Source organism: Myroides sp. DF42-4-2, assembly GCF_030326445.1.
Lineage (GTDB): Bacteria > Bacteroidota > Bacteroidia > Flavobacteriales > Flavobacteriaceae > Flavobacterium.
On record NZ_JACAKI010000002.1, the window covers coordinates 75,335 to 101,283 of the forward strand.

25 protein-coding genes are annotated in these 25,949 nt (G+C 37.9%); 19 read left to right on the forward strand and 6 right to left on the reverse strand.

Annotation, left to right across the window (positions count from 1 at the left end; all coding sequences use genetic code 11):
• Positions 1–11: 11 nt before the first annotated feature.
• Complete coding sequence (locus HX062_RS03125) at positions 12–545, reverse strand: AAA family ATPase (RefSeq protein WP_182626234.1); 534 nt, start codon at positions 543–545, stop codon at positions 12–14.
• 196 nt (positions 546–741) lie between these two features.
• Between HX062_RS03125 and HX062_RS03130 the strand changes: the two genes are divergently transcribed.
• The 3 genes from HX062_RS03130 (at position 742) to murA (ending at position 3,148) form a co-directional block, all read left to right on the forward strand.
• Positions 742–1,026, forward strand: a complete 285-nt coding sequence (locus tag HX062_RS03130; protein ID WP_182626233.1) for a DUF493 family protein — start codon at positions 742–744, stop codon at positions 1,024–1,026.
• 74 nt (positions 1,027–1,100) lie between these two features.
• A complete protein-coding gene (locus HX062_RS03135) occupies positions 1,101–1,835 on the forward strand; it encodes a DUF4290 domain-containing protein (RefSeq protein WP_182626232.1) in 735 nt (244 codons plus the stop codon).
• Complete coding sequence (gene murA / locus HX062_RS03140; RefSeq protein ID WP_182626231.1) at positions 1,835–3,148, forward strand: UDP-N-acetylglucosamine 1-carboxyvinyltransferase; 1,314 nt, start codon at positions 1,835–1,837, stop codon at positions 3,146–3,148. Before HX062_RS03135 ends, murA begins: the two co-directional genes overlap by 1 nt.
• A gap of 55 nt (positions 3,149–3,203) precedes the next feature.
• Here the strand turns inward: murA and HX062_RS03145 are convergent, their stop codons facing one another.
• On the reverse strand, positions 3,204–5,627 hold the full coding sequence (locus HX062_RS03145) for an alpha/beta hydrolase family protein (RefSeq protein WP_286466379.1): 2,424 nt from the start codon (positions 5,625–5,627) through the stop codon (positions 3,204–3,206).
• A 130-nt stretch (positions 5,628–5,757) separates the two neighbouring features.
• Here HX062_RS03145 and HX062_RS03150 point away from each other — a divergent pair, with 130 nt between their 5' ends.
• Entirely contained in the window at positions 5,758–6,762 is a 1,005-nt protein-coding gene (locus tag HX062_RS03150) for a 3-oxoacyl-ACP synthase III family protein (RefSeq protein WP_182626229.1), read from the forward strand.
• A gap of 36 nt (positions 6,763–6,798) precedes the next feature.
• A complete protein-coding gene (locus tag HX062_RS03155) occupies positions 6,799–7,491 on the forward strand; it encodes a sterol desaturase family protein (RefSeq protein WP_286466380.1) in 693 nt (230 codons plus the stop codon).
• A 60-nt stretch (positions 7,492–7,551) separates the two neighbouring features.
• Here HX062_RS03155 and HX062_RS03160 read toward each other — a convergent pair whose 3' ends face one another.
• Positions 7,552–8,067, reverse strand: coding sequence for a DUF2892 domain-containing protein (locus HX062_RS03160; protein WP_182626227.1), 516 nt, complete (start codon positions 8,065–8,067; stop codon positions 7,552–7,554).
• A gap of 101 nt (positions 8,068–8,168) precedes the next feature.
• Positions 8,169–8,837 (reverse strand): HAD family hydrolase, encoded by a 669-nt coding sequence (locus tag HX062_RS03165; protein ID WP_182626226.1) that lies wholly within the window; start codon positions 8,835–8,837, stop codon positions 8,169–8,171.
• Positions 8,838–9,004: 167 nt separating this feature from the next.
• Between HX062_RS03165 and HX062_RS03170 the strand changes: the two genes are divergently transcribed.
• The 7 genes from HX062_RS03170 to ung all read left to right on the forward strand — a co-directional run bounded on the left by HX062_RS03170 (position 9,005) and on the right by ung (position 14,291).
• Positions 9,005–9,553: an RNA polymerase sigma factor gene (locus tag HX062_RS03170; RefSeq protein ID WP_182626225.1), complete on the forward strand. Its 549-nt coding sequence runs from the start codon at positions 9,005–9,007 to the stop codon at positions 9,551–9,553.
• A 44-nt stretch (positions 9,554–9,597) separates the two neighbouring features.
• On the forward strand, positions 9,598–10,011 hold the full coding sequence (locus tag HX062_RS03175; RefSeq protein WP_182626224.1) for a hypothetical protein: 414 nt from the start codon (positions 9,598–9,600) through the stop codon (positions 10,009–10,011).
• 7 nt (positions 10,012–10,018) lie between these two features.
• On the forward strand, positions 10,019–10,450 hold the full coding sequence (locus HX062_RS03180; RefSeq protein ID WP_182626223.1) for a hypothetical protein: 432 nt from the start codon (positions 10,019–10,021) through the stop codon (positions 10,448–10,450).
• A gap of 85 nt (positions 10,451–10,535) precedes the next feature.
• Positions 10,536–11,750, forward strand: coding sequence for an RsmB/NOP family class I SAM-dependent RNA methyltransferase (locus HX062_RS03185; RefSeq protein ID WP_182626222.1), 1,215 nt, complete (start codon positions 10,536–10,538; stop codon positions 11,748–11,750).
• A gap of 14 nt (positions 11,751–11,764) precedes the next feature.
• A complete protein-coding gene (locus HX062_RS03190; RefSeq protein ID WP_286466383.1) occupies positions 11,765–12,658 on the forward strand; it encodes an endonuclease I family protein in 894 nt (297 codons plus the stop codon).
• A 221-nt stretch (positions 12,659–12,879) separates the two neighbouring features.
• Positions 12,880–13,620 (forward strand): hypothetical protein, encoded by a 741-nt coding sequence (locus tag HX062_RS03195; protein WP_286466384.1) that lies wholly within the window; start codon positions 12,880–12,882, stop codon positions 13,618–13,620.
• The gene (gene ung / locus HX062_RS03200) at positions 13,620–14,291 is read left to right on the forward strand and encodes a uracil-DNA glycosylase (RefSeq protein WP_286466385.1); all 672 of its coding nucleotides are present in this window, start codon (positions 13,620–13,622) and stop codon (positions 14,289–14,291) included. The genes HX062_RS03195 and ung overlap by 1 nt, the downstream gene beginning before the upstream one ends.
• Positions 14,292–14,339: 48 nt before the next feature.
• On the opposite strand, the gene HX062_RS03205 is transcribed toward ung, so the two are convergent.
• The gene (locus tag HX062_RS03205) at positions 14,340–16,118 is read right to left on the reverse strand and encodes an aminopeptidase P family protein (RefSeq protein ID WP_286466386.1); all 1,779 of its coding nucleotides are present in this window, start codon (positions 16,116–16,118) and stop codon (positions 14,340–14,342) included.
• A 66-nt stretch (positions 16,119–16,184) separates the two neighbouring features.
• Positions 16,185–17,093, reverse strand: a complete 909-nt coding sequence (locus tag HX062_RS03210) for a lysophospholipid acyltransferase family protein (protein WP_182626218.1) — start codon at positions 17,091–17,093, stop codon at positions 16,185–16,187.
• Between the two features lie 103 nt (positions 17,094–17,196).
• On the opposite strand from HX062_RS03210, the gene HX062_RS03215 reads away from it, so the two are divergent.
• The 7 genes from HX062_RS03215 to HX062_RS03245 all read left to right on the forward strand — a co-directional run bounded on the left by HX062_RS03215 (position 17,197) and on the right by HX062_RS03245 (position 25,449).
• Positions 17,197–17,844: a rhomboid family intramembrane serine protease gene (locus HX062_RS03215; protein WP_182626217.1), complete on the forward strand. Its 648-nt coding sequence runs from the start codon at positions 17,197–17,199 to the stop codon at positions 17,842–17,844.
• Positions 17,845–18,543: 699 nt separating this feature from the next.
• A complete protein-coding gene (locus HX062_RS03220) occupies positions 18,544–19,137 on the forward strand; it encodes a hypothetical protein (protein ID WP_182626216.1) in 594 nt (197 codons plus the stop codon).
• 23 nt (positions 19,138–19,160) lie between these two features.
• Positions 19,161–20,777, forward strand: coding sequence for a hypothetical protein (locus tag HX062_RS03225; protein ID WP_286466387.1), 1,617 nt, complete (start codon positions 19,161–19,163; stop codon positions 20,775–20,777).
• Between the two features lie 27 nt (positions 20,778–20,804).
• On the forward strand, positions 20,805–21,539 hold the full coding sequence (locus HX062_RS03230; RefSeq protein ID WP_286466389.1) for a phage tail-like protein: 735 nt from the start codon (positions 20,805–20,807) through the stop codon (positions 21,537–21,539).
• Between the two features lie 26 nt (positions 21,540–21,565).
• The gene (locus HX062_RS03235) at positions 21,566–22,312 is read left to right on the forward strand and encodes a phage tail-like protein (protein ID WP_182626213.1); all 747 of its coding nucleotides are present in this window, start codon (positions 21,566–21,568) and stop codon (positions 22,310–22,312) included.
• 140 nt (positions 22,313–22,452) lie between these two features.
• Positions 22,453–23,154 carry an SIMPL domain-containing protein gene (locus HX062_RS03240; RefSeq protein ID WP_182626212.1) on the forward strand — a complete coding sequence of 234 codons (702 nt, stop codon included), beginning with the start codon at positions 22,453–22,455 and terminating at the stop codon, positions 23,152–23,154.
• Between the two features lie 1,656 nt (positions 23,155–24,810).
• Positions 24,811–25,449 carry a helix-turn-helix domain-containing protein gene (locus HX062_RS03245; RefSeq protein ID WP_182626211.1) on the forward strand — a complete coding sequence of 213 codons (639 nt, stop codon included), beginning with the start codon at positions 24,811–24,813 and terminating at the stop codon, positions 25,447–25,449.
• The last annotated feature ends 500 nt before the right edge of the window (positions 25,450–25,949 follow it).

Below are 25,949 nucleotides of genomic sequence, written 5' to 3' on the forward strand. Positions count from 1 at the left end.
CCTTTTTTATATTATACTCGATCTAAGATAAATTCTACTCTTTTCGCAATAGTTTCTCGGGGCACTTCAATCAAATCATATCCGTAGCTCTTGTAGGTGTCCACGAGATAGCGGTGAATGAGATTCGCCTGCTCAAACGATTCATAACGCTGATCATCACTCACGTATATATTCTCCCAAGGAGGTAGTAAGAAAATTTGATGATACAAGTGATTTTTACACGCCTGGTCAAAACTTTCGGGATAGGCGTCTCCTTTGTAATGCATATAAGCCAATACATCGGGAATCCCCCTGTCGATAAAAACGAGATTAGCGTCTTCTGCAACCGCACTTTTATGTTGATCTATTCTACCTTCTAGTAATAGTTGACTAAATAATAACGGTTCCGTTAAAAAAAGTTGATCAATTCCTTTTTCTTGTGCCTTCTTTGTAACTTCCCTTGATATTTCAGGATAACACGTATACCCTTTCTCAATTAATTCATTGATTATGGTTGTCTTACCAGATCCTGGGCCTCCGATTATTAAAACGAGTTTTGTATTCATTTCTACTTAAAAATAAGAAAGGGGCAAAAATAGAACAAAAAGTCGGGATAGCACGACTTTTCTCAGATTCTTTACTATTAAGATAAGGTTAAAGTGGGAAAGAGCAAACGACTTACGGACAAGCAACAAACAAATCACCCCAACAACAAAGCCTGAAAAAAGGTAGAAAATACGTATATTTGCATTAAAATATTTTATGGATACTAAGACAAAAGAATTTTATGAGAGCTTAAAAGAGAAGCTAGAGTTTGAAAGAACGTGGCCAAATGAATACTTATTTAAGTTTATTGTCCCAGCTGACGAGCGTAAAATTGCACAAATTGAACGCGCTTTTGACGGTATGAATCCCGCAATAAACTTCAGAAACTCAAGCAAGGGAACTTTTACCAGTGTATCGATAAAAGTGCATATGACAAGTGCACAAGCTATCGTTGATAAGTATATTGAGCTATCAACTATTGAAGGGTTATTGTCGCTGTAAAAATTGCTTTATCCTAGAAAGTTTCCTACTTTTATAGCTAGTACAATGAACCAAACTTTGTAAACACAGATTAGATGAAATTTAATTCCGCAGAAGCAGTAACACACTTAGGCTATAATACAGCCACCAATAAACTAGTTATTCCCGATTATGGACGCCATCTCCAGATAATGATTGAACAAATCGTTTTGATAGAAGATGCAGAAGAACGAAATAAAGCCGCAAATTACGCCATTCGCGTGATGGGGGATATGAATCCACACTTGCGTGATGTTCCTGATTTTCAGCATAAATTATGGGATCAGCTTTTTATGATTTCCGATTTTAAACTAGATGTCCCTTGTCCTTTTCCAATTGCGACGAGAGAAACTGTGTATGCAAAACCAGAAGTACTGCCTTATCCTAAAAAACAGCTGAACTATCGTTACTATGGCAATAACATCAAAAGTATGATTGCTGAAGCATTGAAGTTTGAAGAAGGAGAAATGAGAGATGCGTTAATCATTGTAATCGCAAATCACATGAAAAAAAGTTACCTCAGCTGGAATAAGGACAATGTAAAAGACGAAGTGATCTTTGAACATTTAGCCGAACTTTCTGGAGGAAAAATCAATCTGTCAAAACAAGAAGAGGAGTTGTCGACTACGGCTAACCTGATTCAGGTGAATCGCAAGCAGTCTAATAAAAGTAATTATTCCAATACCAACAACAATGCGAATAATAACAATCAAAAAGGCGGTAGCAACAGCAACAACAATAACAGTAAAAAATACAACAAGCACAATTATCAAGCAAAAGGTAAAAAGTAATGAGTACATTTAGAATTGAAGGAGGGCATCAACTAAAAGGAGAGGTGTATGCACAAGGCGCTAAGAATGAGGCTTTACAAATACTTTGTGCGGTTTTGTTGACAGAGGAGCGCGTGGTAATTTCCAATATTCCCGATATTATTGATGTCAATAAATTAATCGAATTGTTGGAGTCCCTAGGAGTGAAAATCGAGCGATTGGCACCAAATAAAATGGCTTTTCAGGCGGATGATCTCAATTTGGAGTACCTAACTTCAGATGATTTTAAAGCAGGTGGAAAGGCATTGAGAGGGTCAATCATGATGGTGGGACCACTTTTAGGTCGCTTTGGTAAAGGGTATATCCCAAAACCAGGAGGAGATAAAATTGGAAGACGTAGATTGGATACTCACTTTGAAGGGTTTATTAAATTAGGCGCAACATTTAGATACAATAGAGAAGAACATTTTTACGGGGTTGAGGCACAACAATTAGTGGGTGCTGATATGCTGTTAGAAGAAGCTTCTGTTACAGGTACAGCTAACATTATTATGGCAGCTGTATTGGCAAAAGGAACCACAACCATATACAATGCGGCTTGTGAACCGTATTTGCAGCAGCTGTGTAAGATGCTAAACTGCATGGGAGCAAAGATCACAGGAGTAGGGTCTAATTTCCTTACGATTGAAGGGGTTGAACGCCTAAAAGGATGCGAACACAGTATTTTGCCTGATATGATCGAAATCGGTTCGTGGATCGGATTAGCCGCTATGACCAAAAGTGAATTGACAATCAAAAATGTAGGGTGGGAGCACTTAGGTGTAATTCCCAATACGTTTAGACGATTGGGGATTCAGTTGGAAAAAAGAGGGGATGATATTTATATCCCTGCCCATACAGCGGGTTATGAAATCCAAAGCTTCATCGATGGATCGATTCTTACCATTGCCGATTCACCATGGCCAGGACTTACACCTGATTTGTTGAGTGTATTGCTCGTCGTAGCTACACAAGCAAGAGGTGAGGTACTTATTCACCAAAAAATGTTTGAAAGTCGTTTGTTCTTTGTCGATAAACTAATTGATATGGGAGCGAAGATCATCCTATGTGATCCACATCGCGCCGTTGTAATAGGACATGATTTTAAATCTCAATTGAAAGCCACGCGTATGTCATCACCAGATATTCGCGCAGGAATTTCCTTATTAATCGCTGCATTGTCTGCTCAAGGAACAAGTGTGATTCAGAATATCGATCAGATTGACCGCGGATATGAACGCATTGACGAACGTTTACGTGCATTAGGTGCCAAAATTGAACGCGTTGATGAATAACAATACAAACAATAGAATAAAAAAAGCTCAGCATTTTTGCTGAGCTTTTTTTATTCTATTGTTTGTTCTTTAAATATTTTTCTAAAAACTGATCTTGTTCCCATAGCAAGTGCAAGATGTTTTCTTTGGCTACATACCCATGGCTTTCTTTTGGTAGGATGACCATGCGAACAGGTGCTCCTAATCCTTTTAACGCTTGAAAGTAACGCTCTGTTTGTAAAGTGAAGGTTCCTGGGTTGTTATCGGCTTCTCCGTGCACTAATAACATAGGGGTTTTCATTTTGTCTGCATTCATGAAAGGTGACATCGTGTTATACACATGTGGCACTTCCCAATAGTTGCGTTGCTCTGTTTGAAATCCAAAAGGAGTCAACGTTCGGTTATACGCTCCACTACGCGCAATACCCACAGCAAATAAATCCGAATGCGTCAATAAGTTTGCCGTCATAAAAGCACCATAAGAATGTCCACCAACACCCACTTTTGAACGATCAATATAACCTAAAGCATCTACAGCATCAATAGCAGCTTTACCATTAGCTACCAATTGCTCAATATAGGTGTCATTAGGTTCTTCTGTTCCCTCTCCTACAATAGGAAAAGCTGCATCATCCAATACCGCATAGCCTTTCGTTACCCAGTACACAAATGATCCATAGTAAGGGAAGGTAAATTCACTTGAGTTTGATGTAACTTGTCCTGCACTGTTTTTATCCTTGTATTCTGTCGGATAAGCCCAAATGAGTAAAGGTAATTTTTCTGTTTTATTCTTTCTGTCGTAGTTGGCTGGTAAGTAGAGTGTACCCGATAATTCCAGTCCGTCTTCGCGTTTGTAGGTGATTACTTCTTTGTACACCCCATTCAAGCTCTCAAATGGATTTTTGAAGTCCGTAATCGGAGTCAAATCGTTTTTCTTCTTGATGTTTCTAAAGTAGTAGTTCGGATATTCTGTTGGCGACTGAATCGAAACTAATACCAATCCTTTTTTGATGTCTTGAATCGATTGAATGTTCTCTTTTTTCGTTGTATAAGTCGATTGGTAAAGGCGCTTTGTTTTAAGCGTGGTTAAATCGAACTCATCGATAAAAGGGAATTGTCCTTTGGGTGTATAACCATCGCCAAGTAAAAACATTTTGTTGTTTTCAATAGCTAAGGTATAACGGCCGTATTCATTTCGCTTAGTTTCAAATGTTCCAGGGTCGCTGTACACATCTTGTTCATTGCGATCTTCAATTTTAATAGGATTGGGGTTAGAAGTTGATGGATTAAGCAAGAATTGTCTGATATTTCGCGTGTCATACCATTGATCTGCAACCACAGCAACTTGGTCATTCCCCCATATAATACCCGCATAGCGCTGTCCTAATTTCACCAGTGATTTTGGCGCTGATGTAAAAGGTGCTTCCCACGTAAATACTTCGTCTCTAAATTCCGCTTCCTTAGCAGGATCTCCACCGTCTAAAGCTTCAACAAATGAAAGTGTTGCCGGTTGATCTGCACGCCATTGCATATTTCTCTTTCCTTCGCGAACAGCCATAAAACCTTTGGGCATAATCTCGCTTAAAGGAACGTCATTTACTTGTTTTACCAAAGTACCATCTGCTTTGTAAACCGTTGTTTTCATAGGAAATCGGTTTAGGGGTACTAGGTATGAAAACGGTTTTTCTAAGGTTGTTACTAGGAGATAGTTCCCGTCAGGAGAAAACGATTCACTAGCATACATCGCAGCCTCTTTGAAAAGTTTTTTATTTCCTTTTAAGTCAATTAAATACAGTTCAGATGTTACCAAGGTTTCAAAATTAGCTTCATCTGTTTTGTTTTTCAACAAATCTTGGTAGGTTCTGTTTTGAGAAACAACGCCCTCTTCACTGATCGATACAATCGGTCCTGTAGGTAAGTTCTTTTTTGTATCGATTAAAGCGGGTCTATTCGCAGGAATTACGCTAACTAGCATTTGCTCATTGTCTTTCATCCACGTGATAGGATTCCCTAAATTGGCATTCAAATTGGCTTGGCTTAGCTTTTTTGCCTCAGCGGTTTTGAAGTCCAATACCCATAATTCAACGCCTGTAGCTACTGTATTGGTAAACGCTATTTTCGTTTGATCAGGAGAAATCGTCACGTTGGAAATTCTCGGATTAGCGGGTAATCCCTTCACTTGAATCTCCTTTTTGTCTTTTACCTTTCTGACTTTTAAGTTTTCAATATAGGTTAAAGTGCTGGAAATATTGGTGTTTACATCGATTCGTAAACCGCCTAATCGCATTTCTTCTACGTTTAAGTCATCGAGCGTTTTGTAGGTGCTGCGGTAACTCAAAAGCATGTATTCCATTTTGCTATCCATAAAGATGGATGGGGCACGTTCGAATTCTGCTAGTTGCAAAATTTCTTGTGAAGGCTTTTGATAGGTTACATTTTCTTGTGCAAACATAGATGTAATTAAAAAAAGAGAGAATAAAGAAGTTTTTAAAATCTTCATTTTTTTGTTTGTTTTAGTTTATATGAGCAATATACGTGGAATATTTAAAAAAGAAACCGTTTTTTGTGAGGATGTTTTTTACAATACACAAAAAACTTACCTTTGCTTTAACAAATTAAATCAGATAAGTATGTTTAGATCAAAGATTTCGGGTCTAGGTTACTATGTACCCGATAACGTAGTGACCAATGACGATTTGTCAAAAATAATGGACACCAATAACGAGTGGATTGTTGAACGAACAGGAATCCATGAGCGTAGACATAAGCTTTTAGCAGAGGACACTACTTCGGGTATGGGTGTAAAAGCTGCTAAAAAGGCGATGGAGCGTGCAGGAGTAGAAGCTAAAGATATCGACTTTGTTGTGTTTGCTACGTTGAGTCCTGATTATTACTTTCCTGGTCCAGGTGTGCTCTTGCAAAAGGAATTAGGTTTAGATACTGTGGCTGCTTTGGACATCCGTGCGCAGTGTTCGGGGTTTATTTATGCCCTGTCTATTGCGGATCAATACATTAAAACGGGCATGTATAAAACGGTTTTAGTGGTAGGATCTGAAGTACATTCAGCCGGATTAGATATGACGACTAGAGGTCGCTCGGTATCTGTGATTTTTGGTGATGGAGCAGGAGCGGCGATTTTAACGCGATCTGACGATGAATCCGGTATTCTATCTACGCATATTCACTCCCAAGGAGAACATGCGGAAGAATTAGCTCTACTCGCACCAGGTATGGGTGGACGATGGGTGTCTGATATTTTGAAAGACAACGATCCAGATGATTTGAGCTATATGCCTCATATGAATGGCCAATTTGTATTCAAAAATGCAGTGGTTCGATTCAGCGAAGTAATCCTCGAAGGATTAGAAGCGAATAAGTTAGCAGTATCCGATATTGATATGTTGATTCCACATCAAGCGAATTTGAGAATTTCTCAATTTATCCAACAAAAATTTGGACTTTCAGACGATCAAGTATACAATAATATCCAAAAATACGGTAATACAACAGCCGCATCAGTGCCCATTGCCTTAACTGAAGCTTGGGAAAAAGGCAAAATTAATAAAGGTGATTTAGTCGTTTTAGCCGCTTTCGGAAGTGGTTTTACTTGGGGAAGTGTTGTGTTAAAATGGTAATTTTTTTTATCTTAGCTAGAAAAGTAGTTAAGAAATATGAAATTTGACAAAATAAACAACAAAGGACAAGCGAGACTATTTGAAAACCCCTATTTAGAAATGTTGACAAAAGGACACCCCGCTGTAATCTGGGGGATGTATATTCCACTTTTGTCGTATGTGGTTTATTTAGGTTATACCGATTATCAATTATCCGTTCAGAACCTCATTTTACTTTTTTTAGGTGGAATGTTGTTCTGGACGTTTTTTGAATATTTAGCCCATCGCTACTTGTTTCACCTGATTAGCGAAAAACGAAATCTACAGCGTATTGCTTATATCATGCACGGCAATCACCACCATTATCCACGTGATAGACAGCGTCTGTTTATGCCTCCCGTACCGAGCATTATCCTTGCCTCTCTCTTGTTTGGCTTGCAATACTTACTCCTAGGACCCTATACGTTTGGTTTCTATCCTGGTTTTATCATAGGGTATCTGTTGTACGCTTCCATGCATTATGCCATTCACGCTTTTGCACCCCCGTTTAAATTTATGAAACCCTTATGGAGAAACCACCATTTACATCATTATAAAAATGAAGAATTGGGCTTCGGCGTGAGCAATACGTTTTGGGATCGTGTCTTTGGAACGATGTTCGACCTGACAAAGGAAAAAGAAGACAAAGAAAAAGTGAAAGAACTGATGTTTGTTCGAAAAGAAAAGAATGAGGTAAATCATCGTTCCTAAGCTTTCTCCTTTAGAATAGGAAACAAAAAAAACCACTTGAAAACAAGTGGTTTTTTATATTTAAAGGCGTTTCATTTGCTCCTTCATCATTTTGATTTGATCTTTTAGCATGCCTTGTTTATCTAATTTTTGTGCTTCGCTTAATAACTTCGTCGCTTCTATTTTTCTGCGTTTGGTCATTGAGATTCCCGCTAATTGCAATTTAGCCATAGCTAAGTCTTGATCCATATTCAATCCCAATTCAATGGCTTTCTTCATGTATTTTTCAGAAGCATTTAGATTGGTTTGAGAGGTCATAATACCCATTAAGTAATTATAGTATCCGTTTTGCTTTCTCACTAAAGCTGTTTCAGGATTTTTAATTCGCTTCAACCATTTTTCTGCTCCTTCAAAATCTTGTTTTCTCAATTTTAAGAAAGACAATAGGATGAACTCATTTTTAAAATACAAGAGTATAACAAGCCCCATCAAGAACAAGAGAAAAATTCCATTTCCAATATTTGATTCTGAAAATTGCCAAACAGCCGTTGCTAGTAATAGTGCTGCGATACCTAATTTAATATACCTATGAAACATATGCTAGAATTAACTTCATTAAGAATGCAAAATTAAAAAAATAAGCGTAGTATAAAAATTATTCCACATAAACCTACAGCCTATTTCTATTCGTTGAGATTCTAAAGGGATTGAAACAAATGAATTAATTGATCGGGTTGGAGGTCTAAAAAGGATTCCACAACAAAATCAGCGGTACTATAATCCTGTTGTTTGGAGTTCTGACTCTTATATCCCAATACTTTAATACCTGCTGCATTGGCTGCTTTGATGCCATTTGTGCTATCCTCAATCACCAAGCAATGTGCTTTGTCGTTTACTTTTGCCAACGAAGCCGCTTGGATAAAGATAGCAGGATCGGGTTTAGATTTCGGAAAATCCTCTCCACTTACGATATGTGTGAAATAGGGAAATAATTCAAAGCGATTAAATACGCGGTGAATCGTGCTTTTTGATGCCGAAGACCCTAAAATCAATTCAATATCGCATTGGTGTAGGCTAACAATAAGATTTCTTACCCCTTCGATGAGTTCCAAATCCGGTTTTGTATCAAAAGAAGCGTTAAACAAAGCGCGTTTGCGCAAGACTAAGTCTGAAACCTCTTGTTCTACCGGAAAGAGTTCCTTTATTTTTTGATAGGTATTTTTGGTAGATAATCCCGTAAAAGAGGTGTATATATCTTCAGTTACCTCAATACCCAATTCGTCAAAATGTGAATAATAAGCGTAACGATGTACGGGTTCAGTATCTACAATTACCCCGTCCATATCAAAAATAACCGTGCGTAACATATCTTCTATTTTTTTGCGTAAAGGTAAGAGGTTTTTCCCCATTGACGTAGTCTTGTGACTCCATTCTGTCTTGCTGAAACGAAATATTCCGAAATTTATAACGTTGCCTACGTGCTTTTTACTATTTTTACGTTCACACCTTACCTATAAAAAATAAACATTACACCTTGTCTGCATCTGAAGAAGAACAATTCGTACAACAACTGCAACATGCCAATACGAAAGAGGCAGCATTTCGCGATCTTGTTACGCAAAACAAGGCAAGGCTTTACTATCACATTCGTTCCTTGGTGTTAGATCACGACGATACGGATGATATTTTACAGGAAACCTTTATCAAAGCATTCCAAAACATCGAAAGTTTTAAAGGCAATAGCAAGCTTTCCTCCTGGTTGTACCGAATTGCCACCAATCAGGCGTTGGATTTCTTAAAACAAAAGAGCAGGTTAAACAAAATTACATCAGAAGAATACAACCAACAAAAAGTAGATGAGCTGGAAGCTGACCCCTATTTTAACGGGGATCAAGCAACAGCCTTACTGCATCAAGCCATCGCTTCCTTACCCGAAAAACAACAGTTGGTATTTAAAATGCGCTATTTTCAAGAACTCGACTACAACCAAATGTCCGAAATTCTCGATACCTCTGTGGGCGCATTAAAAGCTTCCTATCACCACGCAGTAAAAAAAATAGAATTATTTTTACAAACGCATTAAACCTTTGTGCAAAAAATCAGTCTAAATAGTATAAGCATATAAAAATGATAACGAACCACAATGCACCTAACGATAGAAAAGACGGTTTCAACCTACCTGATGGGTACTTGGAATCCTTTGATCAGCGTCTTTTTGAGCGAATTATCGCAGAGAAAAAACCTAAGTCAAAGGGTATTATTCCATTCACACCGACCTATTTTATTGCTATCGCTGCTACCATAGCGCTTTTACTAGGGGTGGGTTTATTTATCAAAATACAACTGAATGCCGCTATTAGCCATGAAGATTTAGAAACGTATTTAGAGTACAACCCTTCCTATACGTTGTCCAACGAATTTATTCAGGCTTTTGACGAAGCAGACATTAAAGAACTTGAACAAAGCATTCAAATTAATCAAAATGAGATTAATGAGTATGTTCAAACCAATATCGATCTTGACTATTACTTAAATGACTAATTATACTATGAAAAGATTTTTATTATTACTTATCCTATTAAGCTTTTCGTCTATCAGTTTTGCGCAGCAGCACTCCTCGGATCAAATAAAATCATTAAAAATAGCTCATATCACCTCTGTTTTGAATCTAACAACTGAGGAAGCTGAGAAATTTTGGCCACTTTATAATACCTATGACAGTAAGATATCCAAGTTAAGACATTCAGCGGTTATTCATTATCTTAAATCTAATGAGACTCAGGATATTGAAAACCTAACAGAAAAACAAGCGACAGAAAAAGTACAAGCGATAGAGACCTTTGAAGAGGACTATTGTTCCGTTCGAAAACAGTTTATTGTTGATTGTAAGAAGATATTATCGAACAAAAAAATTCTCTTACTCAAAAAAGCAGAAGACGATTTTAATCGAAAATTACTCAAAAAGTATAAAGACAAATAATAAGCTATAAATAAAAAATAGCAAAATCTACCAAACCTAGCCTACAAAAGACCTATATTTGTAGGCTATTTTATTTAATTATATAATGAGATTACACAGAAACTTAGTTTTTACCGTTATTGACTCTATCTTATTAATTTTCAACGAAGGGGAATACGCGGACAAAGTCGTTGCGCGTGCCTTGAAAAAAGACAAGCGTTGGGGAAGTGCAGACCGCAAATTCGTTGCAGAAACGATATACGAAATCGTGCGTTGGAAGAGATTATACACCGAAATTGCAGAAGTAAAGGAACCTTATACTCGCGATGATGCATGGCGTATTTTTACGGTTTGGGCTGTATTAAGAGGATATAACTTGCCGGATTGGAAGTATTTTGAAAATGCACCACTTCGCAGAATCAAAGGTAGATTTGACGAACTAAGTAAAATCAGAAAATTCAAAGAGGCGATTCCCGATTGGATGGATGAATTGGGGGTAAAAGAACTGGGTGAAGAACTATGGGCTAAAGAAATTGCAGCTCAAAATCAACAAGCACAAGTTATTTTACGCGTGAATACTTTAAAAACAACACGTAAAAAATTACATGCTATTTTAATGGATCTGGACATTGAGACGCTTCAGCCTGAAGAATATCCAGATGCGTTGATCCTAAAAGAAAGAGCGAATGTATTTTTAACAGATGCGTTTAAAGAGGGATTATTTGAAGTACAAGATGCTTCCTCTCAATTGGTGGCTCCTTTTTTAGGTGTTCAACCAGGAATGCGCGTGGTAGATACCTGTGCAGGTGCAGGAGGAAAAACCCTACATATGGCTTCGTTAATGGAAAACAAAGGGCAAATCATTGCCATGGATATTTACGAGAGCAAGCAAAAACAACTCAAAATAAGAGCCAAACGAAATGGGGCTTTTAACATTGAATACCGCATTATTGAAGGAACTAAAACCATTAAAAAATTACACGAAAAAGCTGATCGCGTATTGATTGATGCACCGTGTAGTGGTTTAGGCGTAATCAAGCGTAATCCTGATACAAAATGGAAATTACAACCAGCGTTTGTAGAGGAAATTAAACAAGTGCAACAGCAGATTTTACAAGACTATACAAAAATTGTAAAAGTAGGCGGACAAGTTGTGTATGCTACTTGTTCTATTTTGCCGTCTGAAAATGAGAAACAGATTGAAAAATTCTTAGCTTCTGAACAAGGACAAGGATTCAAATTCATTAAGGATCATAAAGTATTGGCTCACCAAACAGGATTTGACGGTTTTTACATGGCCTTATTAGAACGCGTTAAATAATAGAGATTTCCTTGATGATGAGAAAGTATTTGGCGGTTGTTTTGTTTACTTCTGTGCTTTTGAGCTGTGGATGTACTAAAAAAGGTACCCATTCCACTGAAGCGAAAAATGAGATGCAATCCATTGTTTCAACGAAACAAAGCGCAGCAATTTATGCTATTCCCGATGCTATTGCGTCTTACTATAGTGAGGTCAATTTTAATCAAGATCAGGCTAGTTTACAGGCTGATCTAACTCATCTCACTCGCGCAAAGCACACCCATCGTCTTTCGTATGGCGGATTGTGGGAGGTGTTAAAGGTTACCGATCTCACTCCGGCTGCCAATGAAGTTTACCTGCTTTATGGTCAAAAAGGAGTATTGAAGGGGAAAAATGCCTATGCTAGAGGTAAGAATCAACATGGAGGACGACAGCATCAATGGAATAGAGAGCACACCTATGCGCGTTCGTTGGGGACGCCTAAGCTAGAACAATCAAGCACAGGCGCAAATGAAGATGCCCATCACATCCGACCTGCCGATGTGCAGTGGAATGCCCAACGAGGCAATAAAAAATTTGCCCAAGGGTCGGGAGCTGCTGGAGATGTTCCAGGAGGATGGTATCCTGGAGACGAGTGGAAAGGAGATGTAGCGCGTATGATGCTCTATATGTACATCCGCTATCCAGATCAGTGTTTGCCCAAAAATGTGGCCCTCGGTCAACCCAATAAAAACGATGCAAATATGATTGATTTGCTCTTGGAATGGAATGCAACAGATCCCGTTTCAACCATTGAAATACAGCGCAATGAGTATTTAAGCAAACCAGACATTCAAGGAAATAGAAACCCTTTTATAGACAACCCTCATCTTGCTACCCTACTATGGGGTGGTCCTGAGGCAGAGAATAAATGGAACATAGCTAACTAGTCAAGATCATCTGATACACAATGACTTGTCAGAATACAATAAAAAAAGACAACATAGAGGTCGTTCTACACCTTCTTATGTTGTTTTTTTTTACCTGAGAAGGAAGAGTTTACGTTGGACAGCTTACCGCAACAATTCACTATTTGAGAAATTAAATGTTGAATCGCATGGAATATTTGAAAAGTTTTATATTTTTGATTTCTTAATGAAATATTAATATCATGAAATTATATCTATCGGTCTTTTTACTTTTCTTAAGTATTTTTCAAATACAGGCCCAATGTTTAGCTGAAAGTAAAGTAAAAATAGGGGGAAGTTATCAAAGTGATTTATTTATTGATCCTTGTCCTTATTACAATTACTTTGTTGATGCGGAAGAATCTTCGACGGGCTATCATTATAGCAATAGACCGATGACTATGGTGCCTAATGAATTTGCAGAGATAAAGAAAAACTTAGAAGCGCTTTTGGTAACTAAAGTAGGGGAAGAGCTGGTGAGCAAGCTAAAGTTTAAAGGTGTTAGTATAAGTGCGTACGATAGTATTCGTAAATTTGAATCCCGTTATCCTGTTGTGGATATGGCGAAATGCATGACGAAGTATTTTTTTTACTACGATTTTCAACCGACAGCGGGTGTAAATTTTTGTGTAGGCATTGCATTAAACGACTACCAACAGATTATTTCACCTTTGCCTTTCCCAGAGACAGAGGAGAAATTGGCTATCGACTACAGTTTGAATGTGTGTAAAGTTTTACAAATAGCCAAAGAAACCGAAACGAAGTTTGAACCAGTTGATTTTGTGTCATTTGAATTTGATCCAGACAAGAAAGAGTTTTTCTGGGTGGTTCGTCAACAGATTATCAATCCGAAGAAGGGGGTAAACGAATACAATCAGATATTAATAGAAGCAAGAGACGCGTCCCAAGTAGTCTCTTATAGAAGAACGGTGTATATAGAATAATGAGTTTTAGCATACAAAATAAAAGTTGGAATTCGGTTTTACAGGATGAATTCGACAAACCATATTTTAAAAAATTAGCGGCATTTGTTGCCCAAGAACGAGAGGAAAAGACGATATATCCACCGCAAGAACAGGTGTTTCACGCGTTGGAGTGCCTTGATTTTTCAGCGGTTAAAGTAGTGATTTTGGGTCAAGATCCCTATCACGGTGAGTTTCAGGCCAATGGATTGGCATTCTCTGTTCATCAAGGGGTGAAGTTTCCTCCGAGTTTAAAGAATATTTTCAAGGAGTTAGAAGACGATTTAGGCATTCGAAATCTCCACCATGGCGATTTATCCAGCTGGGCGAAACAAGGTGTTTTATTGCTCAATGCAACATTAACCGTAGAAGCATCTAAAGCGGGATCTCATCAAAAAAAAGGGTGGGAAACATTTACGGATGAGGTAATTTCGCGTGTAGCCAGTGCTCATGAGCACGTTGTTTTTGTGCTATGGGGAAGTTACGCTCAAAAAAAGGGAAAGATGATTGATCGCAACAAGCATTTTGTGATTGAAACGGCTCATCCCTCTCCCTTGTCGGTTTATAGAGGGTTTTACGGGAGTAAGCCTTTTTCCAAGATCAATACCTACTTAGTTGAGGTAGGAAAATCACCGATCAATTGGCAGATTTAAAATGAGATATAATATAAAAACCGCCCTTTTGAGGCGGTTTTTTTTATCTTAAATAGCGTTTGTTTTTTCTCTTAACCAGGCAGCTTCCTCTGGTGATAAAAGATCTTTTAAGCTGTTGTACACCCATTCGTTGTATTGGTTCAACCAATCAATATGGGGTTGTTCCAACCACTTTTTATCCACTAAGTCCGTAGCGATATAACAAATAGTCAACGTTTCAAAGTCCATGAAATCACCAAATTGATTTTCTTCAAGGTCTCTGGCTAAAACTAGGTTTTCAATTCGGATACCGTGTTTACCTTCGCGGTATAGTCCGGGTTCGATAGAGGTGATCATGCCTTTTTCGATTGCGATATCCGTTGGAGTAGGGTTAAATACGTGTGGTCCTTCGTGTACGTTTAAGAAAAATCCAACACCGTGTCCCGTACCATGTCCATAGTTTCTCAAGGTAGCCCAAATGGGTCTACGCGTAATGGCGTCGATTTGATATCCTCTCGTTCCTTTTGGATAGATGGCCATTGAACCTTCAATCGTACCGCGCAATACAATGCTGTAATCGTCTTTTTCCTGCTGTGTTGGTGTTCCTAAGGCAACAACTCGCGTAATATCTGTAGTTCCTGTTTCGTATTGTCCTCCCGAATCTACTAAGAGTAAACCTTCTGTTTTTAGGTCGTAGCTACTCTTTTCATCTGCTGAATAATGGGGTAGTGCCCCATGGTCTTTGTATCCTGCAATTGTATTAAAGCTGATGTCTTTAAAACCAGGTTGAGCTGCGCGTAATTGGAGTAAATGATCGGCAATATTCAGTTCGGTTAAGGTAGCTGAAGCAACATTTTCTTCAATCCACTTGAAGAATTTAGTCATGGCTACCCCGTCATTGATCATGGCTTTTCTCTCATGGGCAATTTCAACCTCATTTTTAATTGCTTTTAACAAGGTAGAAGGGTTTAGGTCTTCTTTTATTGTAATGGTAGACGGCACGCTGTCATAGGTTGCAAAGCAGGTGCGTTTAGGATCCAATAAGATAGTGCTTCCTGCAGGAATTGTAGCGATTGCTTGTGGTAGCGCTGTATACGCGCCAAGGCTAATTCCATAACGGTTTAGTTCTTGTTTGGTGGCCTCGTCTAATTTTGTCTCATCGATAAACAAGGTAGCTTTTTCTGCATCGATATAAAAAAAGCTTAAGGTTACCGGATTACAAGGAACATCCGTTCCGCGTATATTGAGGAGCCAAGCGATATCATCTAGGGAAGATACAATATGGCAAGTAGCTCTTTTTTGCTTGAGGATAGCTCTTACTTTCGCCAATTTATCCACTGTGCTTTCTCCCGTTGTAGAAACAGGTAAAGTATAGGCTTTTTCTGTTGGTAATGCAGGTCTATTTTTCCAAATAGGCGCTAGTAAATCTACATGTCCGTCAATGGTAAAACCGAGGGGAATCAAGGTTGATTGAATGGCATTAGCCACGGCTAAAGAAGCGAGGTTTCCATCAAAAGCAACAGTTCCACCCGTTGTAAATTGAGTGGCAATCCACTCCACATATTCCGGCATATGTTGTACGCGTAGCTTTACTAGTTCAAAGCCCGTATTAGCCAACTGATCATGGGCTTGTACGAAGTAGCGAGAATCGGTCCATAAACCAGCAAATTGCTGGGTGATTACCAGCGTTCCTGCTGATCCTGTAAAACCAGAAGTCCAAGCAATACACTTGTAGTATTCCGGTAGATACTCGCTAATATGTGGATCCGAAGACGGAATGATATAAGCGTCTATCTTTTGCTCTTTCATTAAAGAGCGTATTGCGTTTAGCTTTTCTATATGTGTCATAATATGCGTAATTTCAGTTAAAGGTACAAAATGCAAATTTTAAACAGCGTATAACTCAGGTGTTTTTTAGTGAAAGGATTTAATATTGGCGGGTTTTTTACCGCGGTGTTTCCATCGCTTGTGTGTCCAGAAATAGTAAGCAGGTGCTTGGTTAATCTGTTTTTCCACTTCTTGTAGAAAGCGGTTAGTCAGCTCGTAATTCGGTACCTCTTTAACTTGTTCACCAGGTTGTAAAAGAGGAACGAATGTCGCTTGATAATGCCCGCGTTTCACATAGTCTACTTTGAGGTACATAGGCACCATGTCAAATTTTTTACACAGTGCTTCACCACCCGTAAAAACGGGAACTTCAATCCCCATGAAGTCTTGCCAATAATTGGCATCGCCAATCATCGGAGATTGATCGCTGATGAAGGCGTATATTCCGTGATTTTTATTGACTTCATTTTGGCGGATTACGCGTATGGTTTCTTTCATTTCCACCAAGCGCGTATTGAATCGGGTGCGTATTTTTAGGAATAGGTTGTCAAAGTGAGGGTTTGCCAGTTTTTTATATACCGCATATCCTTGGAAACTGATGAATTTATCCAAAATAATGAGCCATTCCCAATTGGCGTAATGTGCACAGAAGAGCAGCGCACTTTTCCCTTGTTTTTCCACCTCGAGTATGGTGTCAAGGTTGGTAAATTGAAAGCGTTTTTTCAGCTCTTCTTCTGAGATCGTAAAGGTCTTAATCATTTCTAAGAAAATGTCACACAGATGCTTATAGAACTGTTTGACTGTTTGTTGAACTTGGTGATCCGATAAGTGTGGCATCGTCAATTTTATATTTTCGGTTACCGCTTTGCGGCGGTAGCGCACGATGTGATAGAGCAGTACAAAAAAGCAATCAGATACAAAGTAAAAGATAGGAAATGGTAATTTCGATATAAGCCAGAGAATAGGATAAGCGATATAGTAGATTACTAACTTCATTTTTTTGGTATAATTTACTAGCAAAGATACTGGATTTAGACTATTTTTAGCCCGTTAATCCACACATAAATTAAGGAGGTGGATGGATTTTAAACGGTAGAAGATGGATATAGCCCCAATTATTTTAGTTATTTTGGTTGCAACGGGACTCGTTACGTATAAAGGATTGCAAGACTACTCTTTTTTTAGCAAGTACAATTTCGACTTAGATCGCATACGAAAGGGTGAGCTGTATCGGTTGATTACTTCTGGTTTTTTGCATGTAGATTGGATGCACTTCGCTTTCAATATGTTTACCCTATATATGTTTGCAGGTATTGTCGTAGCTATTAGTGGGAGTTTTTACTTTATTTTGATCTATATGCTGAGTATCGCCATTGGCAATATCTTGACCTATCAATTGTATCAAAAACGCACCCAATACTACGCAGTAGGGGCCTCAGGTGGTGTTACGGGTGTGGTATATGCTTCTATATTGCTGTATCCCGACTTAAAATTGTATTTATTCTTTATTCCCATTGGAATTAAAGGCTATATTTTTGCGATTGCCTACTTGTTGTACAGCCTGTATGGAATGAAAAAGAACAGTGACAATATAGGGCATGCAGCTCATTTTGGAGGGGCAATTGGTGGTTTAGTCCTTACCCTAGTTCGCTATCCTATGCTCTTGCAACAACAAGCGTTTTTGATCTTTTTACTCTTGATACCCATCGCGCTACTCTTACTTATGGTGCGCACAAACAAACTCTAGTTTTTAGTATGCCTAAGCCCTTTAAGAACGGTCTTTTTGTTTGGTAGAAGATTTTTTGTTTATTTTTTCTCACAAGGGGAATCCAACTACTACAGCCCTTAGCAACCGCAGTTGCTCTACAACTTGGTTTTTGTCGGCTAATCGCACTGTGGGCCATGGTTTGCGGTAAATACTAACTTTTTCTGTGTTAATTTTTATAAATTTTCATTTTTTTAGTTTTTTTTAGGTTAAAAGCTAGAAGTCTAACTTTTAAACGAGAGGGATTTTCAAAATATGCAGCATAATTCGTATGGAATTTTAGCTGTTTTTACGCTCAATTATGTTAAATAAAACATAAATTTTATAAAAAAATAGGTGAAATAGGGTGGTTTTTATCCGTCTTAACCGTTTTTTTTAGGTTGCGTTTTTTAGTAAGTACTAGGGTATTCATATCGCAAAAAGCAAGTATAAATAAGGCGATTGTTTTAAAATCCACGAGGTGCGAATATTGTTTTTTGCCTTTTGTGTAGAATGTTGTAACTGTAATTGCCTTAATTTCTTAGTGTTGGCTTTTTCGGTGTCATTAAAAGGTAAAAAAAAGTAGTAATTTCGTTGTTCATTAGCTGATAGGTATTTAGCGTAAAAAATCAACATCAATCACCACTTGCTGTGGACGTGAAAAATAAGTGTTATCCTATCAACTATCATAATAAAATTACTATGAAAAAAAGTCTATTATTCTTCCTTATGGGAGGAATTTTTATTTGTCTTCCTGGACAAAGTGCCTGCTATGCACAAGAAAAGGACGTAACTGTTGTTATTCGGCAGCAGTCATCGACAAGGCTGACTCCTGAGTTAATTCAGGCGCAAAAAGAGTTAGAAATCGCCGAATTAAACCGCTTAAATGCGGAAGATCGGATGGAGTATTACGAAGCTTTGCCGGACCGCCAGGCTGGGCGTGCTCAAAATCGCATTATGACGCAAGAAGTCCAAAAAGCCTGTAGAGATGTAGAACGCGATTATACCTTAGATATTCGCTTTAAATCCCTTGAAGCAGATATAACGTATTGGGATTTTGGAGACGGAAAACCGCCAAAATTTGTACGAATACCGACAAGGGCAGGTACTTTAACAACGAGTTACACTTATGATATTCCGGGGGTATACCAAGTTAAAGTAGAATTTTTCACAAGTGGCTATGTGCCAACAGCGGATGAAGATAAAAAGATCGATGTTGTTGTAGAGGCATGTACGGCTCCTGTGTCACCTGAGATACCTGTGAATCCTAATATTCACAAGGTTATCGTTGAATAGTCTGTTAATCGTAAAAAATGAAAATGAAAAAAATACACCTATATACTGTTGTTGTATTTCTGTTGATCAGCTTATCAACACAAGCACAACGAGAAGCTTTTAACTGGTTTTATGGATCTGGTCAAGGAATTACTTGGAATCGCACCCAAACCTTTGAAGCGTATGTAATGAATGCACCACATCGCAAAGTGCAGCTAACGGGTATTCCAACCCGCTATGAGCCAGTGAGCGAACGACCAGAAATGTTTCCAATGAGCACAAGGGAAGGTTGTTTTACGTTGTCTGACCCAAGTGGGAATTTAATGTTTTATTCTAGTGGAAGCACGATTTACAATCGCAATCACGAGGTTGTTCCTGGAGCCACTGACTTAGAAGGTAATTATAGTGCCGCTCAAGCAGGGGTTGTTATTCCTTATCCTCGTCACAGAAGCCAATATATTGTCATTACGATTGGAACGGCGACTGATACTACTAGTGGATTTGCTTATAGTATACTAGACAGTGAAGCAAATGGAGGAGCAGGCGGAATTGTGTTGCCAAAGAATCGCCAATTCACTTTTCCTCCTGGAACAGTAAAAGAAAATTTCTCTGAATCGCTTATGGCTACAAGACACGCCAATGGTCTAGATTACTGGATTGTCGCTGTTGATCGAGCAGGAAGGTTGAAACCGAGTAATTTGGTCGCTTGGTTAGTGACAGAGGACGGTGTTTCCAATACACCTGTTGTATCGGAAATTCCAAATCTTAAAATGTCTGCAACGGAAAGAGCCTACGGCTATCTCAAAATATCTCCTCAAGGCGATCATTTTGCCTTAATGCTCCATGAAAAGGACGATTTTCTTTGGGGAGAGTTTGACAATGAAACAGGGGTTTTTAGCAATATGAACCATTATCGTGCTTTTATTCCTTATCCTCGCCCTGTTTTTCAAACCTACGGAGGGGAGTTTTCGCCTGATGGGAAATACTTATACATCAGTACAGCTGCAACAGGAGGAACGAATATTGATTCAGAAATCATCGCTTATGTTTTTGAATTTGAAAAATTGTTACAAGGAGATACACGTATTTTAAAAACCTATAGAACCTCCACCCGTATAGGTTGGCCTGGAGCCATGCAATTAGGCCCGGATATGCGAATGTATATGACCATGATGCGCTCTAGTAATATTAACGAGCCTGTGACTTCGTTGATGTATATGTTTGAAACACCTAATGAGCCTTTGACTACGCAAATATATGCCTTAGAAAATCTATCACCAGGGACTGGAAATAGTGGAACTCCCGAACAGGGAGGTGATGGAATTTCTGGAACCAGATTGGGACTGCCTACTTTTGCTTCCTCATTCTTTTTGGGATTTGATGGTCCTTCAACCCTTTGTGTAGGTGAAGAAGCCGTATTTGTACTGAATACAAACTCCTCTTATATAGAGGTTGATTTCGGAGAAGGAAGAGGGGCAGAAATTATTCCGAGTGCTCGTGAATTGAGACACTACTTCAAAAAACCAGGAAACTATCTGATTCGCGTACGTCCATTAGACACTTCAGGACAACCAATTCCAGAGGAAGAAAAATCGGTGTATACGGTTGTGTACAGTTGTTATTTACCTGTCAATCACAATTTAAAAAATGTGGAATACTAGTTTGGAACAACCCTAAAAAAAATGATAATGAAATATAAAATAGGAATACTTTGTTTGTTGTTTTGTGTTACCACAGCAGTGAAGGCACAAATAACCATTGGTATGGAACATACAAACGAACGCGCTGCGCTTTTGGATCTCAAAAGTCAAAAGGCATCAAGCGATAATACAACGACCACCGTTGGCGGATTGTTGTTGCCACGCGTTAATTTAGTGGATTTGCATACGTTGGAGCCTTTTATAAATACAAATGATGCCCAATGGACGGATGCAGGGAAGAAAAGTGAATTAATGCAAGAACATATCGGGTTAGAAGTGTATAACCTCAGTAGTACGACGGCCTTTCAACCAGGAGCTTATGTATGGAATGGCACCCAATGGGAAAAGGTAATGAAAGAATTGATCATACGTGAACCTAATCGCATTGTCTTTCCTTTGCCAGCTTTCAATTTACCATTAATTGATCCTTATAATGCTTCTACTAGACGATTGAGCGTTGACCTGTATCAAGTATATGTGAAGAATATGCATGCCAATTACTTTATTACGACTATACCAAATAAAGGGGCATTCTTGTCTAGCAATACGTATCTAAGGAATGAATTAGATTACGTCGTTACCCATTATGATCCGAATATTATAACCATACACGGCATTAGTGATGAAGGAGTTATGGAGTATACTGTTCACAATATAAACCCAGATTCATCGTCCTTCTTAAACATTTATCTTGTTGTACATAAAGGAAAAGAAAAACAATAACAATTCGAATAAAAACATCAATTATAATGAAACAAATAACCACTTATATCATCGTTTTATTTACCGCTTTAGTTGGTTTGTCCACTACAGCATGGGCGCAAGTTACTATTGGTTCAGAAGGTATTGCCAATCGCGCTGCCCTGTTGGATATCAAGGATCGAATTACGCCAGGCATCAATAACGAAACAGCTACAACTGGGGGACTCTTATTGCCTCGTGTACTGTTGGTAAATAGCACAACATTAGAGCCTTTTATTGCAACAACAGATGCGGAGTGGGTAAACAATGCAAGCTCTAAGATTAAAGAAAAACATATCGGACTACAAGTATATAACCTCAGTACAACCAATGGTTTTACAAAGGGAATGTATATTTGGAATGGAGTGGAGTGGGAAAAACAAGATTTACCTACAGAAGACATCGTTCAAAATATTAACTACTTCTTCTACCTGCCTTCGTTTAATATTTCTATTCAAGCCAACCAAAGAAAAGAAGTCGATTTATATGCAGAATATGAAAGACAGTTTACCCGTAGTTTAAATGCTAATTTTATATCAAACCCAGGTTATACCCTCGACGTATTGCCAATTGCAGGAACTGATCGCCTATATCAACGCAATGAATTGGATTACGTAATTACGGATTTTGACGAAAGCATTATCAATCCCAATACAATTTCTATTAGCAATGACGGTAAATTGACTTTTGACGTGAGTAGTACGCATACTAGCAGTAAATCCTATTTTAATATTTTATTCATAGTAAAAAGGTAAACGGGTCGATTCGGAACGGCTTACCGTCGGCGAGGTAGTACTGCCTTGTTTGTCTTAAACTTGCGTTAATCCAAAAAAAGTACGATTTATGCCCGTTGGAATTTTTATATTTGTTATAAACGAAGTATAAAAAAGAGAGCATGAAAAACAAAGTATGGATAGGAAGCGTAGCCCTATTAGTAGGAGCTTCGGGCCAAGCGCAAAGCGCAGCGGTTAGCAGTGTGCCACAAATACAAGTACAAGGAGTAGGAAAAGTACAGGCGGTACCGGATCAGGTGGTTGTTCGCTTAGGCATAGAACACAAAGGAAAATCGGCGGATGAAGTTAAAAAAGCAAATGACACGAGTGTAGCTAGCGTTTTAAAGTATTTGAAAGCCAATAAAATTCCAGAAAAAAACATTCAAACACAACGTTTAAGTTTTTATTCCTATACGGATTATACCGATAAAAAAGACTATTATCAAGCGACTCAGACGATTACAGTTACTGTAGAAGATTTGTCAAAATACGAAGCCTTAATCGCTGGAGTGATGACAAATGGAGTCAATCGCATTGATGGAGTAGAGTACAAATCCTCTCAATTGGCGTCGTATCAAACAGAAGCGCGCAAATTAGCCGTAAAAGAGGCGAAGAAAAAAGCGGAGGACTATGCAGAGGCGTTAGGACAGCAAGTAGGTAGCGTACTAAGCGTTACTGATGGTGGAGGCTCCATGCCACCCCCTGTTTTCAGACCGATGTATGCGTTAAAATCAGCCACAGCAGATGGCGAAATGGATCAAACATTAGCTGTTGGTGAGATTGAGATAAATTCTTCCGTTTCGATTAGTTTCGAATTAAAATAAAATAGAACTAGATAAAGAGAGTGTCCCCAATGGACACTCTTTTTTTTTGGGGTGTGTTTGGCTTTTGTTGTTCGAGCTTCGTCTGATGGCGCGGATTTACAAATACCTAACGCATGGATTATCATATCCGCGCGATCGGGAATACACTATCAACCTACATCAGTCGAAATCAACCAGCAATACCCCTTTCGCGTTTTTCCACTATTTGGTAAACAATAGCACAAATGGTGTTGTTTTTCCTTCAAAAAACAGCACAAACAGCTGTTATTCAGTTGTTTGTTTGCTTTGGTTTCACTTTTCTTCGGGTCTTCTTCGGTAAACCTATGTATTTACGGGGGTTTATCCTCGATTTACCGAAGCTGACTCGAACATGACCCGAACAAGACTCAAACAAAACCCGATCCCACGGATTGAAAATCCGCGCAATCGGGTTTTGTTTTTTAGGCTTTTTAGACAGCCTCTTTTTTGGATGCGTATAGTTTTCACCTGCTTTCGTTCGAGTTTTGTTCGAGCTGAGTCTATTCATACGGTTGTTTGTAATAAAGGGGGCATGAACTCACGATGGAGGTGTACTGTATACCTCCGGCCTTCAACCCTAAGGAAATAGCTTGTAACTTCAAAGCGGGCGATAGGGGAGTTCTAGAACAACAAATAGGAACAATAAGACGTTCTTGTTGCTGATGCAGTATGTGTCGCACAATATAGAGTAAAACGAGCGCTTAGAGGAGAGGAATTTCTTTGGTGTATTGTAAACCGCTCTTCCTCTTGGTTTTACTTTGAATGGAGTACTTTTTTTAGCACTGTTTTCGCTTTCACACTTTTGGAAAACTACAAACTTCAGCTGCTCATCATCTTTTCTGGCTATAAATAGGAGCAGATTTTTACAAACTCGCTTCTTGTTGGGGAGTTTTATCTAAAAATGAGGCTCTTTTTTTATAGGGCTACTACTTATTTTTCAAATTCGAGGGTTGTGATTATTTTCTCACATTACGAGATTTAAGTGAAGGTGTATATGGAGTTTACTGTTAAAAATGGCATTTAGCGAATTTATACCGTCTAAATCTTTAGTTTTTAGGGTTTTTAGAATAAATATAAATTGATACTTTGTTTATTATTTATTAAACTATGTTTAATTATTATGATATTTCTTATAAAATAAAGTGTTAGTGGTAAAAATAAGATGTATGCTACGATTTATTTGTTAATTGTTTAAATTTGTTTGTTTTGTTTATAATAATAAACTAGAGGCCAATAAGGGGTATGTACTGGCATTTCGGTTTAGGTGTATGAGGCGCATACTGCACTTCCCAAAAAGTATACTGTTACATACGCAATTCTGAATACAACAGGATAAGTTTTAGTGATATTTTGCGATTTACTTCAATTTGAAGCCTTTTTTTAGGTTTGGAATATATTTTTTGGCCTTATTTATTTGCGTAATGAAAAAAAATAATCTTAAAAAAAAGTTAAATAAAATAAATAAATAAAATTATAAATAATTGAAAATCAGTTGTTTGTAATTTAATTTGATTTTTTTTACCTATTTTTTTGCCATAAATGCAAGGTGTGCGATTTTTTTGGCAAGATAATTGGAATTTAGAGAATAGAACAATATTCTCCATATACAAAAAGAGAAAAAGAGAAAAGAAAAAAACTATGTTACAAGCAAACGAAGTAATTAAAAGATTAAAACAACTACTCGGTTACAAGAACGATTTAGAACTAGCGAACTTGTTAGGTATAAAACCGAATACGTTATCATCTTGGAAAGTAAGAGAAACTTTGCGTTATGATAAAATAATAGAGGTGTGTAAAAAACACAAAATCGACTTAAACGATTTGTTTTTGGCTCATCCCAATTCTGTACTCAATGTTGATTTGGAAAACAGAAGAGTAAAGATGATTTCGGTCGATCACCATATCGAATATTTTCTCAATCCGGAAAAATGTTGTGGAACCTCACCGAGTTGTGTTTTTCCAACGGAAGAAGAAATTGATATGGCCTTTCAAATTGGGGTTGAAAATATGTACCCTACGATTAAGGTAAGTTCTTATGTGTTGACAAAACAAATTGAGTTAACTGAAATGAAACCCTGGCATATTTATTTATTAGTTGTAGAGGGCAAAGGAATTTTGTGTTATCGATTTAAACGTCACACAGAAACAGGCGAACTTTTATTTGTAAGTGATAACCCTGCTTTTGAAAATTTCTCGGTTGAGCCTAAAGATGTAAGAGAAGTTTTTTGTATTCGCGGAGCTTTCTTACCTAATATTAAGAATCTGACGGATTACTAAGTTAGATTAGCATGAAACGTATCGCCGTTTTTGCCATTTCTTGTGTAATCCGGCCGATATAAAGGGGTAAGGATTTTTAAACTTACCTGACTTATACAGAATCATCACCTTGTTTTAGCGTTGCTGTTCTTTAGTTAAAGAAAAAGCATTCTATCTTGATAAAAACGTACTGTTTTAACAGTAGTTTGTTGTCAGGTGGCTAGTTCATGCAGTTACATTCCAATCCAATCATTTTTTTAAGAGACAATTTTGATTGGTTTTACGTAAAATTATCACTTACCTAACGTTTTTTTTTGAAAAAGCTGTTTTTTTTAAGGGGTTTGCTTCTAAAAAGCGATGAGAAAAATTAATTTTTGTTTTCGTTTTTACTCCCCTACATTTTGTGATTGTGTTACTTAAACTGTACCTAAAAAATACCTACTATTCTTTATGCTAGATTTTTTTAGCTAGCTGTAGTGAATTTTTGCGATTAAAACTGTGGTTTTTGACTTTGTGTTAAA